At 63.1% G+C, this 14,463-nt stretch carries 16 protein-coding genes; 7 read left to right on the top strand and 9 right to left on the bottom strand.

Translation table 11 applies throughout. The features are described 5' to 3' along the window. Nucleotides 1-570, top strand: coding sequence for a manganese catalase family protein (locus tag I8J29_RS00690; protein WP_208845667.1), 570 nt, complete (start codon nt 1-3; stop codon nt 568-570). Between the two features lie 83 nt (nt 571-653). On the opposite strand, the gene I8J29_RS00685 is transcribed toward I8J29_RS00690, so the two are convergent. Next, nucleotides 654-1,292, bottom strand: coding sequence for an HD domain-containing protein (locus I8J29_RS00685; protein ID WP_208846227.1), 639 nt, complete (start codon nt 1,290-1,292; stop codon nt 654-656). A gap of 208 nt (nt 1,293-1,500) precedes the next feature. On the opposite strand from I8J29_RS00685, the gene I8J29_RS00680 reads away from it, so the two are divergent. Continuing rightward, on the top strand, nt 1,501-2,409 hold the full coding sequence (locus tag I8J29_RS00680; protein ID WP_208845666.1) for a LysR family transcriptional regulator: 909 nt from the start codon (nt 1,501-1,503) through the stop codon (nt 2,407-2,409). Nucleotides 2,410-2,431: 22 nt separating this feature from the next. Here the strand turns inward: I8J29_RS00680 and msrA are convergent, their stop codons facing one another. From msrA to I8J29_RS00665, 3 genes are all read right to left on the bottom strand, one after another. Next, nucleotides 2,432-3,400 (bottom strand): peptide-methionine (S)-S-oxide reductase MsrA, encoded by a 969-nt coding sequence (gene msrA / locus I8J29_RS00675; protein ID WP_208845665.1) that lies wholly within the window; start codon nt 3,398-3,400, stop codon nt 2,432-2,434. A 163-nt stretch (nt 3,401-3,563) separates the two neighbouring features. Further along, entirely contained in the window at nt 3,564-4,265 is a 702-nt protein-coding gene (locus I8J29_RS00670) for an HAD family hydrolase (RefSeq protein WP_240545804.1), read from the bottom strand. Then, nucleotides 4,262-4,759 (bottom strand): 8-oxo-dGTP diphosphatase, encoded by a 498-nt coding sequence (locus tag I8J29_RS00665; protein ID WP_208845664.1) that lies wholly within the window; start codon nt 4,757-4,759, stop codon nt 4,262-4,264. The genes I8J29_RS00670 and I8J29_RS00665 overlap by 4 nt, the downstream gene beginning before the upstream one ends. A gap of 375 nt (nt 4,760-5,134) precedes the next feature. On the opposite strand from I8J29_RS00665, the gene I8J29_RS00660 reads away from it, so the two are divergent. Beyond that, complete coding sequence (locus I8J29_RS00660) at nt 5,135-6,202, top strand: permease (RefSeq protein WP_208845663.1); 1,068 nt, start codon at nt 5,135-5,137, stop codon at nt 6,200-6,202. 72 nt (nt 6,203-6,274) lie between these two features. Here the strand turns inward: I8J29_RS00660 and mnmH are convergent, their stop codons facing one another. Together mnmH and selD are read right to left on the bottom strand one after the other, a co-directional pair. Further along, nucleotides 6,275-7,336: a tRNA 2-selenouridine(34) synthase MnmH gene (gene mnmH, locus I8J29_RS00655; protein WP_208845662.1), complete on the bottom strand. Its 1,062-nt coding sequence runs from the start codon at nt 7,334-7,336 to the stop codon at nt 6,275-6,277. Nucleotides 7,337-7,396: 60 nt separating this feature from the next. Next, a complete protein-coding gene (selD, locus tag I8J29_RS00650; RefSeq protein ID WP_208845661.1) occupies nt 7,397-8,449 on the bottom strand; it encodes a selenide, water dikinase SelD in 1,053 nt (350 codons plus the stop codon). A 196-nt stretch (nt 8,450-8,645) separates the two neighbouring features. Between selD and I8J29_RS00645 the strand changes: the two genes are divergently transcribed. From I8J29_RS00645 to I8J29_RS00635, 3 genes are all read left to right on the top strand, one after another. After that, complete coding sequence (locus I8J29_RS00645) at nt 8,646-9,554, top strand: DMT family transporter (RefSeq protein ID WP_208845660.1); 909 nt, start codon at nt 8,646-8,648, stop codon at nt 9,552-9,554. A gap of 235 nt (nt 9,555-9,789) precedes the next feature. After that, entirely contained in the window at nt 9,790-10,455 is a 666-nt protein-coding gene (locus I8J29_RS00640; protein WP_208845659.1) for a TetR/AcrR family transcriptional regulator, read from the top strand. Nucleotides 10,456-10,678: 223 nt separating this feature from the next. Continuing rightward, nucleotides 10,679-10,978 carry a hypothetical protein gene (locus I8J29_RS00635; RefSeq protein WP_208845658.1) on the top strand — a complete coding sequence of 100 codons (300 nt, stop codon included), beginning with the start codon at nt 10,679-10,681 and terminating at the stop codon, nt 10,976-10,978. Between the two features lie 551 nt (nt 10,979-11,529). Here I8J29_RS00635 and I8J29_RS00630 read toward each other — a convergent pair. From I8J29_RS00630 to I8J29_RS00620, 3 genes are all read right to left on the bottom strand, one after another. Beyond that, nucleotides 11,530-12,606 carry an NAD(P)H-dependent flavin oxidoreductase gene (locus tag I8J29_RS00630; RefSeq protein WP_208845657.1) on the bottom strand — a complete coding sequence of 359 codons (1,077 nt, stop codon included), beginning with the start codon at nt 12,604-12,606 and terminating at the stop codon, nt 11,530-11,532. Nucleotides 12,607-12,620: 14 nt separating this feature from the next. Further along, nucleotides 12,621-12,896 carry a cysteine-rich CWC family protein gene (locus I8J29_RS00625; protein ID WP_208845656.1) on the bottom strand — a complete coding sequence of 92 codons (276 nt, stop codon included), beginning with the start codon at nt 12,894-12,896 and terminating at the stop codon, nt 12,621-12,623. 256 nt (nt 12,897-13,152) lie between these two features. Next, nucleotides 13,153-13,827 carry a YetF domain-containing protein gene (locus I8J29_RS00620; protein WP_208845655.1) on the bottom strand — a complete coding sequence of 225 codons (675 nt, stop codon included), beginning with the start codon at nt 13,825-13,827 and terminating at the stop codon, nt 13,153-13,155. 160 nt (nt 13,828-13,987) lie between these two features. On the opposite strand from I8J29_RS00620, the gene I8J29_RS00615 reads away from it, so the two are divergent. Beyond that, nucleotides 13,988-14,383 (top strand): LysM peptidoglycan-binding domain-containing protein, encoded by a 396-nt coding sequence (locus tag I8J29_RS00615; RefSeq protein ID WP_208845654.1) that lies wholly within the window; start codon nt 13,988-13,990, stop codon nt 14,381-14,383. Nucleotides 14,384-14,463 lie beyond the last annotated feature (80 nt).

Below are 14,463 nucleotides of genomic sequence, written 5' to 3'. Positions count from 1 at the left end.
ATGTTCGTATACGAGAAGAAGCTGCTGTATCCCGTCAAAGTGAGCAGCTGCAACCCGAAGCTGGCCAAATACCTCATCGAGCAATACGGCGGCTCCGACGGCGAATTGGCCGCCGCGCTGCGTTACATGAATCAGCGGTACACGATTCCGGACAAGGTCATCGGCCTGCTGACCGACATCGCCATGGAGGAATTCTCGCATCTGGAAATGATCGCGACGATGGTGTTCAAGCTGACGAAGGACGCGACGCCCGACCAGATCCGGGAAGCGGGCCTCGAGCCGCACTACGTCAACCACGGCAGCGCGCTCTACTACGAGAACGCGGCCGGCGTGCCGTTCCAAGCCTCCTATATCGCGGGCAAAGGCGATCCCATCGCCGATCTCTACGAGGACATCGCGGCGGAGGAGAAGGCGCGGGCAACGTATCAATTCATCATCGACCTCAGCGACGATCCCGATCTCAACGACGGCCTGAAGTTCCTGCGGGAGCGGGAAATCGTGCACGGCCAGCGGTTCCGCGAAGCGGTGGAGCTGCTGAAGGAAAGCCGGGATACGCGCGCCTTCTTCTAGCATCGGCGCGAAACGCGCGAAAAGCTGCCATCCCGTGACAGGGACGGCAGCTTTTTCGCGCGTGGCGGGCGGGCCGCCCGGCGCTATTCCGACCAGCGGCTGTGCAGCACGCAATCGCAGAAGCTCGGGCGCTTGTATCCCGGCAGCAGCAGCTCGCAGACGTCCGACTTGATGTTGCCGAACGTCGTTTCCGGCTTGTGCTTGAAGCCTTCGAGGAACGCGTGCAAAATCTGCTGCTTGAACCGGTCGCGCGGAAACGCCGCGGTCACCTGCTCGCGAACGTCCGTCGTCAAGGCGTCGAAATTCTCCCCCATGACGTCGTAGCCGACGCCCGAATAGATGAGCGCGACCTCGGGCTCTTTGTGCTGGGCGATGCCGATCGTCGTGTGCAGGGCGATCGCGTCCCAGACGAGCCGGACGGACGCCTCCGGCACCCCGTGCGAACGAAGAAAATCGCGCGCGGCGTTCGCGCCGTCCACCTCGAAGCGCAGGTCCGGGCTGCTGTACCGCTTCGTCAAGCCCAAGTCGTGGAACAGCGCGCTGATATACAGAAGCTCCGAATCGAACGCTAGACCGGCCTGCCTTCCCTGCAGGGCGCCGAACAGGAAGACGCGGTGGGAATGGTTCCAGAGCAGCTCGTCGCCGTGGTCGCGCAGCAGCTCGGCCGCCTGCGACGCCAGCCGGCTGTCCGGGATCGCGATATCGGCAATGGTTTTCGACATCATCAATGACCTCCATAAGAACAAGTTGGCTTACGCCTTCATTGTACGAAGCGATCTATCATTGATCAATACTATCGTTTCTATATTAATCATAGATAAAATTGATCATTTTAGATTTCATGCTTCTCCGCATCATAGATTTCCCGCATTCATTCGTCTATAATGATAGGTGTCATCAATGAAAACCCCGCACGGAGGTCGGTGTCCCATGGAACTTAGACAGCTGGAATATTTTAGCGCGATTTGCGACGAGCTGCATTTCACGCGCGCGGCCGACAAGCTCGGCATCACGCAGCCGACGCTCAGCCACCAGATCAAAGCGCTCGAGGACGAGCTCGGGACGCCGCTCTTCGACCGGATCGGCAAGCGAATCGCCCTGACGCAGGCGGGCGCCGTGCTGAAGACGCATGCCGCCGTCGTATTCGGCGCCCTGCGCAGCGCGAAGGATCAACTCGGGGAGCTCCGCGAGGGCGACCGCGGCACGATCTCCGTCGGCACGCTGCCCGGCGAGCTGAATCATCTGGCCGCCTCGCAGCTCGTGGCCTTCAATCGGCAGTTCCCGAACATTAAGATCAAAATCTCCGCCGTCGAGAACGTCGCCGAGCTGGTCGTGAACAACGAGCTGGACGCGGCGATTACGTTCATGCCCGTGAACGACGAACGGCTCGCGGCGCTGCCGCTGTACGAGGAACGGTTTTATTTGGCCGTCGCCCCCGACCATCCGCTGGCGGACGCGGCCAGCGTTCCGTTCCGGGACGCGGAACGGCTGCCCGTCATCTGGTTCCCGCAGGACCATAAGTGCCGCCAGCTGATCGAGGCGACGTGCAAGTCGTCCGGTATCGCCATGAACCCGATCATCGAGACGAACACGATCGAATCGATCTTCAGCCTCGTCGGGTCCGGCGCCGGCGTCAGCATCCTCTCCAAGTCGCTCATTCAACTGTACGGCAGCGAGAAGATCCGGGCGATCCCGATCGTCGATCCGGTCTTGAGGCGCGAGGTCGTCATCGTGCACAACCGGGAGAAATTCATCGGGCGCCCGGTCAAAGCGTTCATCGCCCTGCTGCAGCGCTTCGTCGAAGAGAAACGCATTGCGGAGCAGGGGCCGTTCGTCTGACCGCCCGACCGCCTCGCGCGGTTCACGGCTTGATTCGGGCGGCATAACGACCGTAACCCTCGCGTTCTAGCTCTTCGGCGGGCACGAAGCGCAAGGCGGCGGCGTTCACGCGGTAATGCAGCTTGTCGGAGCCGGGGCCGTCATGCAGCAGCTCGCCCAGGAACGCGTTCGACAGCCGCGCGCGCAGCAGCGTCCGCGCCCGGCCGCCGCCGAGCTCCGCCTCCCTCCGGACGGCCCCTTCCTCTATCGGCCGTAAGAAGCCCGGGTGCCCGGTGCCGGAAGCGAACTTGTCCGCCGAGCCGAACAGCGCGGCGCCGTTCAGAACGTCGACGTACAAGCCGGCGCGGTCATCGTCCCAGGAGGCGTTATCGAACGCCGGCTCGTCTTCGCCCAGCTGCGTGACGCGGAACTGCCGGTCGGTCAGCTGTCGCTTCCACCGCTCCCGATCGCGCTCGGTATGCCAATGCCGCTTCGCGAACGTTTCCCGTCCGGACGCCTCGACGTACTTGTTGTAATGCCCCCGGTGCGTCTTGTAATAGTCCTGATGCTCGTCCTCCGCGGGATAGAACGGCCCCGCGTCCAGAATCGCCGTGACGATCGGCTTCCTGAATCGCCCGCTCTTCTGCAGCGCCCGCTTCGACGCCTCGGCCAGCTCCCGCTGCCGCTCGCCATGCGCGAAGATCGCCGTCCGGTACGAATGGCCGCGATCCTGGAACTGCCCGCCGTCGTCGGTCGGGTCGATCTGCTGCCAGAAGATTTCCAGCAGCCGTTCGTACGGAAACACCTCCGGCTGAAACACGATCCGCACCGCCTCGTAATGCCCGGTCGTCTCGGCGCCGACCTCCTTATACGTCGGATGTTCCGTATGCCCGCCCGTGTACCCCGAGACGATCGACACGATGCCCGGCAGCTCGTCGAACGGCTTCACCATGCACCAAAAGCACCCCCCGGCAAACGTGGCCGGCTCGGTCCCGTACTCCCCGATTTTCATGCGATGCGCCCCTTTCCCTAGCTCGTTGGCGAATATGGTCTACCTGCATTATGACGCACCGGCGGGACGGGATTCAACCTGCCGGGCAGCGCGGCGGTCCGTCTTCGGCCGGCTGGAGCCGCAGTGACCGGCGTCGCCGATAATCCGCGCCCGAGTCCGGCGGTCAGCCAAGCACGCGCAGAAGCTCAAGCGGCGCGGTCAGCTTCGGATACGCGCTCTCGATATGCGTATTGTACCAATAGGCATGGAACGCCCGCATGCCCGCCCGCTCGGCGCCCTCCAGCTCCCGGGATCCGCCGTCGCCGACGAAGACGCACGCTTCCGGCCTCACGCCCATCCGGCCGCATGCCAGCCGATAGATCGCTTCATCCGGCTTGCTGCAGCCCGCTTCGAACGAGAAGACGCGGTCGGCAAAATGCGGCGCAAGCTCCGAGCTCTCCCAAGCGTCGACCTCTTCCCGCGCGCAGTTGCTGATCAGCCCGAGCTTGATGCCCTGCGCCCGCAGCCGCGCTAGCAGCGCGAGCACGTCCTCCCGTATCGGAGCGAACGGAATGCGCTTCTCTTCAAGACGCGATTCATGCAAAAACCGGACCGCACGGTCGTCGACCGCCAGCCCGCGAGCGGCGAGAATATCGCGAAGGACGTCCGGATAATCGCGGAACGTCCCGTTCATGCGCCGCGTTTGGCGCGCGCTCCACTCGGCCTTGAACGTCTCGGCGCTAAGCCCGAGAAGTCCGTCATAGTCGTAAGCGCGTTTCGACCGTCTCCGGCCATCCTCGAATTCGGTGATCAGCGTTTCGTACAAATCGAAGAAAACCGCCTCCGTCCGCATCGGCACGCTTCCCTTTCGCCGATCGGCCGTCATATCGGCTGCGTCTCCCGCCCGTAATGGCGCATGGTCGCGCCTAGCGTCTCGTTCGTGCTTCCGTCGCGAACGAAGCTCAGTTCGAACGTGCCGGGCTCGAAGAACAGCGGGAACCGCCGTTTGAACCACGGCTGCATCGGCAGCTCGAGCGCCTGCCCGATCTCCACCCAGACCAGTTCGCCCTCGGGCGGGTGCGCCAACAACTCGCCTTCGAACGAGGTCGCCAAATAATTGAATACCATATAACGCAAGCCTTGGTGCGTATCGCAGAACTCGTCCAGCCCTTTGAAGACGAGCCCGCTCACTTTGAGGCCGGTTTCTTCCTCGGCTTCGCGGACGGCGCCGTCCGCGATGCTCTCCGGAAATTCCACCTTGCCTCCAGGCGCAAGATAGCCGGGAAAGCCCTTCCCGTCCGGACGGTTGACGAGCAGCACGCGGTTCCCGTCTTGAATCATGCACATCGTGTACAGCCGATATTGGACGCTCTCCGCCATCGCGTTCCCCTCCTCCGATGCGCGACGGCTTTCGTCGACGCTTGACTCCACTATAGCAAGAGCGGCTGATCGCGGACAAGCGCCGAAGGGCTTCCGGCAATAGATGCACCCTGTACTGCGGCCATGTTTTGAGGAGGGGCCATACGCAGGTCGCGAGCGTGAACAAGACGCTCCCGGCTTCCGCGCTGACCGGCAAATAGTACGAAATCAACTACAGCCGCGTTTAGTTGCGCTAACGCGGCCGGCGAAAGGCGGATCCGGCGATCCGCCTCTTTTCTGCAGCCGCTTTTTGCCCGCGCCGATGCTCCCTAACCGTCCGGTTTGTGCTATAATGCAGAAGGTCTGTCTACTTCTCATCGGATAAACGGAGGTCCCATGTCGCACGCAAACCCTACCTTGCAGCCAAGCGCGTCAAACCGCAAAACGTGGCTGCTCGTCCTTCTATTCCTCGTCCTTACCGCGGCCGGCTTAGCCTACGTCAAATGGTGGCCGTATTACGGCAAAGCCTTGACGGCGGCCGACAAGCATTCCATCGGCGGCTCGATCTTGAAAGGCGCCGGCGCCGACCATGCGCTGTCGGTCTGGCAATCGTCGCTGGATTACGCGCAGGCGTACTTCAAGGCCATCTGGAAAGCGGCCGTGCTCGGCATGCTCGTCGGCTCGATGGTCCAAGTGCTGCTTCCCGCGAACTGGCTTCTCAAGGTGCTTGGTCGCGCGTCGATGCGCAGCACGCTGATCGGCGGCGTGTCCTCGCTGCCCGGCATGATGTGCACGTGCTGCGCCGCTCCGATCGCCGCCGGCCTGCGCAAGCAGCAGGTATCGGCCGGCGCCAGCCTGGCGTTCTGGCTGGGCAATCCGCTGCTTAACCCCGCGACGCTGATCTTCATGACGTTCGTGCTGTCGTGGAAATTCACCTTGCTCCGGGTGGCGTTCGGGCTGCTGATCACCTTCGGCGTCAGCTACGCCGCCAACCGGTTCGAAGCGCCGCGCGCCATGGCCGCGCGCCTCTCGGAGCGGCTGCCGGCCGCCGAAGCCGCGCCTCGGCAAGGCTCCTTGTGGGTCGCTTGGTTCAAGAGCTTATTCAAAATGGCAATCACGCTCGTGCCCGTGTACATCGTCGCCGTGCTCGCGCTCGGCGTGCTGCAAAGCTTCGAACTTCCGAATTGGCTGCATGGCGGCTTGGGAGCAATCCTGTTCTTCGCCATTGCCGGCACGCTGTTCGTCATTCCGACCGCGGCGGAGATTCCGATCATCCAGTCGTTCCTGTCGCTCGGCGTGAGCGCGGGGCCAGCCGCCGTGCTGCTCGTCACGCTGCCGGCCGTGAGCCTGCCGTCCCTGCTGCTCGTTTCGAGGGCATTCCCGCGGAAGGTGCTTGCCTTCGTCACGCTTTCCGTCGTCGTGCTCGGCATCCTCTGCGGCTTCGTCGGCGAGCTGGCGCTGTGAACGATACGCACGTCAAAAGGTCCGCTCTCGGCGATTGCCGGTAGCGGACCTTTTCGTTACTATCCCGTCCATTCAATGCTCGCCCGCGAGCGCCGGCTGCTCCCGCAGCTCGCCCAGGATCCGTTCCGTCTCGCGGTAGGCTTCTTCGACGCTGCCGGCCCGGACGACGTACCGCGGCGCTTCTTCGTATTGCTCCGCGGAATGCGCGTACCGCGGGTCATAATAATGGACGAGCAGCAGCTCGACCGCCTTCTCGTACGATTCCTTCTCCAGGCAGCTCTGGATTTCGTGCGCGATCGGCGTATGCAGCCGCGCCTTGATGCGCTTGAACGCCGTCAGGCATGCCTCCGGATTCTCCCAGGGCTTGTAATCCCCGACGATGTGCAGCACCCGTTCGCGCAGCGGCAGCTCGATCAGGATGCCGACGCCCGCTTCCTTCTTGCGCATCACCAGCTCGGGCAGGACGACCTTGCCGACCCGCCGGCTCTCCGCCTCGACCGCGAAGAACGGTTCGTTTCGGGTCGCCCACAGTTCCTCCAGCAGCAGCGCGTCGAACATCTTCTGGTTGGTGGCGTGAAGGCCGATCTCGCCGAAGATCGAGCCCCGATGGCCGGCCATGCCCTCCAGATCGAGCACGGGACGGCCCTGGGCTTTGAGCCGGCGCAAAATTTCCGTCTTGCCGCTGCCCGTATTGCCGTGCAGCACGACGGCGCGCGGCGCGAATGCCATCGTCTCCAGCTCAGCGACGACGTACTGCCGGTAAGCGCGGTAGCCGCCGTTCAAGCGATACGCGTGAATGCCCATCAGCGACAGCACGGTCGCCGTCGTCTTGCTGCGCATGCCGCCCCGCCAGCAGAACACCGCTTTTTTGCCGGGAACGCCGGCGAATTCGCGAATGAACGCCGGCAGCTTCGCCGACACGATTTCGAGGCCGCGCTGCTTCGCCGCCTCCACGCTGACCTGCTTGTAGAGGGTGCCGATCTCGGCACGCTCCTCGTCGTCGAACAGCGGGATGTTCAGGCTGCCCGGAATGGTGGCCGAGCGGAATTCCGACGGCGACCGGACGTCGATCGTCGTGATGCCTCCATCGTCCTTCAGCGCCCGCCAGTTCTCGAGTGTAATGTCTTGAAACATATCGGTTGCTCCTTGCGTTCGTCCGCGTTGCGGGATGTACGGCAGCCGGGCCGCCGCCGGTTACGCTTCGACGTGAATATGCCCGCTGCCCGCCGACGTCACTTCGCCGATCAAGCCGGCTTCGACGCCCGCTTCCAAGAGGTCCGCGAGCAGCGCGTCCGCGTCGCCTTCCGCGACGGAGATCAGCAGGCCGCCTGACGTCACCGCATCGCACAGAATCCATTGATCGATCTGGTCCATGCCGTCCGGGAACGTGACGCTGCCGGCGATATGCGCGAAATTGTTCTTCGTGCCGCCGGGAACGAAGCCGAGCTCGGCCAGCTCACGCGTCCGCGGCAGCACCGGCACGTCCCGCTTGCGGATCGTGATCGCGGCGCCGCTGCCCTTGGCCATCTCGAGGGCATGTCCGAGCAGGCCGAAGCCGGTCACGTCCGTGCAGGCATGCACGTCGTAGCGGTCCATGATCTCGGCGGCCCGCTTGTTCAGCGTTGCCATGACCTGCGTCACGCGCGCCGTCTCTTCGGCCGACAGCTGGTCCTTCTTGATGGACGTCGTCATGATGCCGACGCCGATCGGTTTGGTCAGGATGAGCCGGTCGCCGGCCTTCGCGCCCGCGTTCGTCCGGATGCGGTCCGGATGGATGACGCCCGTCACGGCCATGCCGAACTTGGGCTCCTTGTCGTCGATGGAATGGCCGCCGAGAATCGTCACGCCCGCTTCCTTCGCTTTATCCGCGGCGCCCCGCATGATCTCGGCCAGAATGCCCTTGTCCAACGTCGCGATCGGGAACGCCACGATGTTCAAGCCCGTCAGCGGCTTGCCGCCCATCGCGTAGATATCGCTGATCGCGTTCGCCGCGGCGATCTGGCCGAACGCGTACGGATCGTCCACGATCGGCGTGAAAAAGTCGACGGTCTGCACGATCGCCGTATCGGCGCTCAGCCGGTAAACGCCCGCGTCGTCGCTCGTATCGAGCCCGACGAGCAGGTCGGGATTCGGATCGGCCTTCGGCAGACGGCGAATGACCTGCTCCAGGTCCGCCGGTCCGATTTTGCAGCCGCAGCCGCCTTTGCTCGACAGCGAAGTGAGTTTGATGCCTGTTTCGGAATTCATGATCGTCACGTTCCTCTCCCGTCATTCCAATCTCCTGTATCCTTTTATCGTACCTCAATTTACCCCGTCGATCAAATCGGCACCGCCCGTCCGCAGGCGCAAATCGGCATTGCAAGCGGCCGCCGGTTCGTCATACAATACCAACTGTCACGTTGCGCATGCGCATCCTAATCCGTTGACCGGGAGACTGTTCGCGATGAATAAACCCGCTTTGCTGCAATTGCTGCTCGCCATGGCGATCTTCGGCTCGATCGGCTTCTTCTCGCGCCATGCCGGACTGCCGGCGCTCGAGCTCGTCTTCGCGCGCTGCCTGTGCGCGATCGCCCTCCTGTCCGCCGCGTGGGTGCTGTCCGGCAGCTTCGGGCGCGAGCGCTGGTCCGCGAAAGAAACGCTGCTGATCGCGGCGTGCGGCGTCACGAACGTGCTGAACTGGATCTTCCTGTTCAAGTCGTTCGAATTGATCTCCGTCACGATCGCCATCTCGCTCTATCACCTCGCGCCCGTGCTCGTGCTGCTGGCGGGAAGCTTCCTGTTCCGGGACCGGCTGAAGACCGGTTCGGTCGTCGCGCTCGCGGGCTGCTTCGCCGGCACGCTGCTGCTGATGGGCGCCGACGGCTTCCGCGCGTCGGCGCCCGATTGGCGGGGCATGCTGTACGCCGTCGCCGCCGCGTTCTTCTACGCCGCGACGATGCTTCTCGGCCGAAGCGTCCGCCGGACGAGCGTGTACGCGACGACGCTCATCCAGATGATGATCGGCGCGCTGGCGCTGCTGCCTTTCGTTCGTTTCGCGTCCTATTCGGGGCTCGATCCGTCGCAGTGGCGGTTCGCCGTCCTGACCGGGGTCATCCATACCGGCTTCGTCTACCTGCTGTTCTTCCGCAGCATCCGGCATTTGCCGTCCGCGGCCGTGTCGCTGCTCGTCTTCGTGGACCCGGCCGTCGCCATCCTCCTGGACGTCGGCGTGACGGGCTTCCGCCCGGACCCGCTGCAGACCGCCGGCATTCTCCTGCTGTTCGGCAGCTTGATCGGCGCGCTCGCCCGGCCGCTGCTGCGAAAAGAGCGGCGCGGCGGCACCGGGGTCCCGTTGGAAGGCGACCGGCCGTAATTCGGCGAGCCTGGAACAAACAAAAAAGCCTCGTTGCGAGGCTTTTTTGTTTGTTCGCCGGGCCGGTATCGGTTCTTGGAGGAACTTGCATAGGGTGTCATTTTCTAGGCGCGCCGCACGCGCTGAGCCCGAATGATCAAGGTGCATCCAATTTGTCTTTCGCGCGCAATATGTGTAATCCGTTCACGACTCATGTATAATACGGAGAAAAGTATCGGCTGAGGAGACGACGAATATGACGAACGAGAATCAAGATTATCCGGCGAGAACGAAGCTGCTGAAGAAATTGATCGACTCCTTCACGAAAGAGGGCTTTCAATCGCTGCGCATGGACGATATCGCGAAAAGCATGGACGTCAGCCGGGCCACGATGTACAAGCACTTCTCCTCCAAGCAGGAGGTCATCGAGGGCGTCGTGCGGATTTTCATCGATTATATCGAGAAGCTCGAGGAGCGGACCGAGGACGGCGACGAGCGGTCGTTCGGGACCTGGTTTCAACAGCTGTTCGAGCAATCGATCGCGCTCGTCGGCAAAATATCCGACGTATTCCTGAAGGATTTGCAAGCTGCCTTTCCCGAGCTGTACGACGAACTGAAGCAAGTGCTGCACAAGCGCGAGGAGCAGACGCTGCGGTTCTACCGGGACGGCCAGGATAGAGGGATTTTCAACGCCATCAACGAGAAGTTCATTCTGCTCCAGGATAACGTGCTGCTTCGCGAGATTTTGAACGTGAAGTATCTGCTGCACAACCAGACGACCGTCCATGAAGTGCTGCGCGACTACTACCGGTTCAAAAAGATCCAACTGTTCCAAGCCGGGAAGCTGGACCTGCTCGACGACGCCCTGATCGAGCCCGTCATCGACCACTTCGCCGGGAAATTCAACCGGGCCTTGAATTGACGAACGCCTTCGCGCCTATCCTGCCGGTCGTTCATAGGGAAGCCGGAACAGCCGCGTCCGCGCGGCTTTTTTGCTGCGTCCGCGCTCGGCGGCGCAATTGGCGGTGCCTCCGCCGTGCCGGCCGCGCAGTCATGCCGAGCCTCTTCCGTTCATAAAAATCAGTGTACCGGCCCACCTCGGTGCGCCGAATCCGCGTCGCCCGCGAGCGAAGGAGAGGAAATCCATGAACGAACGAATGGCACTGCTGGAACGCCGGCTTATCGAGCAGCAGCACAAGGATCTGTTTCTGCAAACCGCGCATACGCTCAAAGCCATCAACGAGCTGGCGGAGCATCATCGCCTGCTGACCGCGATGCACGCGATCAACGGCTACAGGATCGTCGGCAGCGAGGAAGTGCTGTTCTACGAAACACTCTCGCAGGTGAAGGAGCAAATCGTCCAAATTCTGGAGAAAACGGTCTGCGATCTCGAGCACAAAGGCGACAAGCATTACGAGAAGCATTTTAACGACGGCGTCGAATGAGGCGTCCGGCGAGGGGGATCGGAGGCTCGGGGGCCGCGAGCGGCCGGCGGCGCAGGGCCGCGGGCTAGCTCGATCAAGCAGCATTGTTCGTTCAACAGACGTCTTTCGCTCACCACTACACTTTCCGGACTCAGAAGCCGTTATTGGCTAGTTTTTGGGATTTAGGCCCGTTGATCGGACTGACGTTCCGTTAATTGCCGCCATTGCCGGCCATGAATAGGGTATGAGGCTGAATAAGTGCAACTGTGTCCGCCAAACGCGTCAGATCGGCTTATATCCTGCGAATAACGTCTCTCCTGTCCGCTAAACTTGCAGCTAACCTCACGGAATCGAATCTACAGAGCCGCAACATCAAAACGCCAAGAAATCGATCCGATTTCTTGGCGTTTTAGCGTACAGGTGCAGCTTCCAGATAGAAGATCCGACTTCGCCGGCGCTGCTTGGAGCGTTCACCGCCGATTCGCGAACCGGTCCCATGCCGGCGCTCAAGCGAGCCGCCGGAGGCGGATCGATCTCTTTATTATCCCGCATGCGTAGACGACCTTCTGCGCTCACCCGAGCATCGCCCGGGCCTGCCCGACGATCTCCGCGACGATGTCCGCCGCCCGCTGTCCGTCGGTCAGCATCCGCGTGCCCTGCCCGGCCCAGAGCGAGAGGTATTCGGCGTTGCCTTGCTTCGCGGCGGCGCCCCGGATGTCGCGCGTCGCGGTGTTTTGCGTCGGGAACGGCAGCGGCTCCAGGCCGCCCGCTTCCCATTCCCGCACGAACGCGTTGCGGATGCCGCGCGCGGGGCGGCCGGAGAATGCCTTCGTGATCACGGTGCTCTCCTCCGTGCTACCGAGCAGCGCCTTCCGGTAGGCGGCTTGCGCGCCGGACTCGGCGGCCGTCAGGAAGCGCGTCCCGAGCTGCGCGCCTTGAGCGCCGAGCGCCAGGGCGGCGACGAGCCCGCGCCCGTCCATGATCCCGCCCGCGGCAATGACGGGGATGCGCACGCGGTCCGCGATTTGCGGCACCAGCGCGAACGTGCCGACCGCCGCTCCCATCGGGTGCTCGTCCAGCTCGAACGTGCCGCGATGGCCGCCGGCTTCGGCGCCTTGCGCGACGACGGCGTCGCAGCCCGCCTGCTCGGCCAGCATCGCCTCGCGCACGGTCGTCGCCATCGCGACGATCCGCATGCCGGCCTCCCTCGCCCGCGCCGCCAGCCGCTCCGGCAGCAAGCCGAACGCCGTGCTGATCACGGGCACGCGCTCGTCCAGCACGACTTGGACCTGCTCCTCGAACCGGTCCGGCGTTCGCACCGGCGCCGCGCCCGCCCGTTCGATGCCGAGCCGGTCGCGAATGGCGTCCAACCGTCCCTGCACCGCCTCGACGCCGTCGTTCCGGTCCGTCAGCGAGACGGTAAACAAATTGACGCCGAACGGCGCGCCCGTCTTCGCGCGGATCGCGCGAATCGCTTCCCGGATCGCTTCCGGCTCCATGTACGCCGCGCCCAGGAAGCCGAGCCCGCCCGCCTCCGAGACGGCCGCGGCCAGCTCCGCGGTTCCCGGTCCGCCGGCCATCCCCGCCAAAAACAACGGATACCGAATGCCGAACAGCCGGCAGACGTCCGTATCCAATCGAAGATTCATGCTCGTTCTCCTCCTTATGCGCCCGAAGGCTCCCCGGATGATCCGCTCTCCTTCGCGCGCGTCTCCTTCCGCAGGGGGTGACCCGTTTCCTTATAAGATTCGAGACAGAACCGGCAGATGCACGCCCTTCCTCGCGCCTCCGGCGGGACGAACGCGAATAACCCCTCCGGGAACGCTTCGCCCGCGCACCAGCAAGCCCGGCTGCCCGCGCACGCGTTGACGCCGCCGCATAGCGGACAGACCGCTTCGTTAAGCGTCTCGCCGATCGCCTCGTTAATCGCCTCTCTCATCCGGCCCGCGCCCCTCTCCCGAGCATCGCGCTTCCGAACGGAAGCGCCGTACCGCCATTATCGCCCCATTGCCGGCCTCATTTCAAGCGCGCGGGTATTCCGATCCAAGATAGCCGCCATCCGGAAAACGGAAAAGGCCGTTTCGACCGCGCATCGACGGACGCGCCAAAAAGAGTCCGGTCGACGGATCTCTCCTTCGACCGGACCCGCCTTCGTCAGCTCTGAGATAAGCCAGGCCGCTGGCCGCAAGCCGACTTCAGTACCGCTGTTCGTGAAGGCCCGCATCCTCGGACCATTCCGCATAATACACGTCCCGCGGCCGTTCGACGCCCCGTTCCCGCAGCAGCGCCAGCAGCCACGCTTCGTCCTTCCCGAGCTCCCGTAGCTCGTCGTGCTGCACGTACCCCTGCGAGATGAGAATGCGCGGCAGCGACGCCGGCTTGACCGAAAGCCCGAGATCGCGCCGCTTCGGCGGCTCTTCGTCCGGTTTCTTCATAATGCTCAGGCTGCCGTTCGGCTCGAATACGGCGAACGCGACCTCCTTCACGCTGAATACCCCCTGCTCCCGCAGCAGCATGCCGATCTGGTGCATGTCGAGCTTGTTGCGCCGCATGGCGCGGAGATCGACTTCCCCGTCGCGGATGACGATATCCGGCCTGCCGCTTAGCGGCACCGACAACCAAGGCAGCAGCTGAACCGCTTTCTCGAGCGCGAGCGACAGCGCCATCCACAGCGCGAGCGAGTAGATCAGCTCGAGGAAATGCACCTGCCGGTCGTAGATCGTATTGCCGACGAGCTCGCTCAACATGAGCGACGACACGAAGTCGAACGGCGTCAGCTGGGAAATTTCCTTCTTGCCCAGCAGCTTCGTCATCAGCCACAGCCCGAAGAAGCCCGTCGCGAGCTTCAACGCGATCATCGTATAGTCCATCCTTCTCAACCCCCGTCGCTTCGCAGCGTTTTTACAAGAACTTTACCCGGGGCCGGGCGGCGTGAAGCCGGAAAAAACGTCCTGAACTGTCACCAATGGGCGGGAGCGTAATACGATATATAGACTTTTGACTATCACTAAAAACAACGGAGGTAATACCATGAATCGCGCATTTTTCGGCGGCGGCTTCGGACGCCCGTTCTTCCGCCCGTTCCCCAGCCCGTTTTTCCCGGGCCGCTTCCTGTTCCCGACGTTCTTCTTCTCCCCGTTCTTCTTTCCGTTCTTCCGCGACGATCAAGCGGCCGACATGATCTTCGCCCAGCATCAGGTGAAGCCGGGCGACACGATGGCTTCGATCTGCCACAAATACAACATGCCGCACGTCATGATGGAAGAAGCGAATCCGCACCTGAACCCGAACCAGCTGAAGGCCGGCGAAACGGTCACCATTCCCCGCATCTCCAACATGCACTGCCACAAGACGTACGCGGAAGCGCCCGCTCAGCAAGGCATGGCGGCCGGCCAGCAAGGCATGGCGAACGGCCAGCAAAACTAATCCCGGACCCGGGCGAAAAGGGCAGCCGAAGCCTCGGCTGCCCTTTTCTTTACGATTTCCCTGCCATCGTTTGCCTCACC

Origin of the sequence: Paenibacillus artemisiicola (assembly GCF_017652985.1) — a bacterium.
Taxonomy (GTDB): Bacteria; Bacillota; Bacilli; order Paenibacillales; family Paenibacillaceae; genus Paenibacillus_Z; species Paenibacillus_Z artemisiicola.
The sequence above is the reverse complement of the archived record's forward strand: the minus strand, read 5'-3'. Positions and strand labels throughout refer to the sequence as shown.

What these genes read in the sequence shown, in the direction of transcription:
- I8J29_RS00635 (WP_208845658.1), top strand. Translation starts at nt 10,679, where the DNA reads ATGAACGAACGAATGGCACTGCTGGAACGCCGGCTTATCGAGCAGCAG.
- I8J29_RS00625 (WP_208845656.1), bottom strand. Translation starts at nt 12,896, where the DNA reads ATGAGAGAGGCGATTAACGAGGCGATCGGCGAGACGCTTAACGAAGCG.
- msrA (WP_208845665.1), bottom strand. Translation starts at nt 3,400, where the DNA reads ATGAAAATCGGGGAGTACGGGACCGAGCCGGCCACGTTTGCCGGGGGG.
- I8J29_RS00680 (WP_208845666.1), top strand. Translation starts at nt 1,501, where the DNA reads ATGGAACTTAGACAGCTGGAATATTTTAGCGCGATTTGCGACGAGCTG.
- I8J29_RS00690 (WP_208845667.1), top strand. Translation starts at nt 1, where the DNA reads ATGTTCGTATACGAGAAGAAGCTGCTGTATCCCGTCAAAGTGAGCAGC.
- selD (WP_208845661.1), bottom strand. Translation starts at nt 8,449, where the DNA reads ATGAATTCCGAAACAGGCATCAAACTCACTTCGCTGTCGAGCAAAGGC.
- I8J29_RS00640 (WP_208845659.1), top strand. Translation starts at nt 9,790, where the DNA reads ATGACGAACGAGAATCAAGATTATCCGGCGAGAACGAAGCTGCTGAAG.
- I8J29_RS00665 (WP_208845664.1), bottom strand. Translation starts at nt 4,759, where the DNA reads ATGGCGGAGAGCGTCCAATATCGGCTGTACACGATGTGCATGATTCAA.
- I8J29_RS00615 (WP_208845654.1), top strand. Translation starts at nt 13,988, where the DNA reads ATGAATCGCGCATTTTTCGGCGGCGGCTTCGGACGCCCGTTCTTCCGC.
- mnmH (WP_208845662.1), bottom strand. Translation starts at nt 7,336, where the DNA reads ATGTTTCAAGACATTACACTCGAGAACTGGCGGGCGCTGAAGGACGAT.
- I8J29_RS00620 (WP_208845655.1), bottom strand. Translation starts at nt 13,827, where the DNA reads ATGGACTATACGATGATCGCGTTGAAGCTCGCGACGGGCTTCTTCGGG.
- I8J29_RS00685 (WP_208846227.1), bottom strand. Translation starts at nt 1,292, where the DNA reads ATGTCGAAAACCATTGCCGATATCGCGATCCCGGACAGCCGGCTGGCG.
- I8J29_RS00660 (WP_208845663.1), top strand. Translation starts at nt 5,135, where the DNA reads ATGTCGCACGCAAACCCTACCTTGCAGCCAAGCGCGTCAAACCGCAAA.
- I8J29_RS00645 (WP_208845660.1), top strand. Translation starts at nt 8,646, where the DNA reads ATGAATAAACCCGCTTTGCTGCAATTGCTGCTCGCCATGGCGATCTTC.
- I8J29_RS00670 (WP_240545804.1), bottom strand. Translation starts at nt 4,265, where the DNA reads ATGACGGCCGATCGGCGAAAGGGAAGCGTGCCGATGCGGACGGAGGCG.
- I8J29_RS00630 (WP_208845657.1), bottom strand. Translation starts at nt 12,606, where the DNA reads ATGAATCTTCGATTGGATACGGACGTCTGCCGGCTGTTCGGCATTCGG.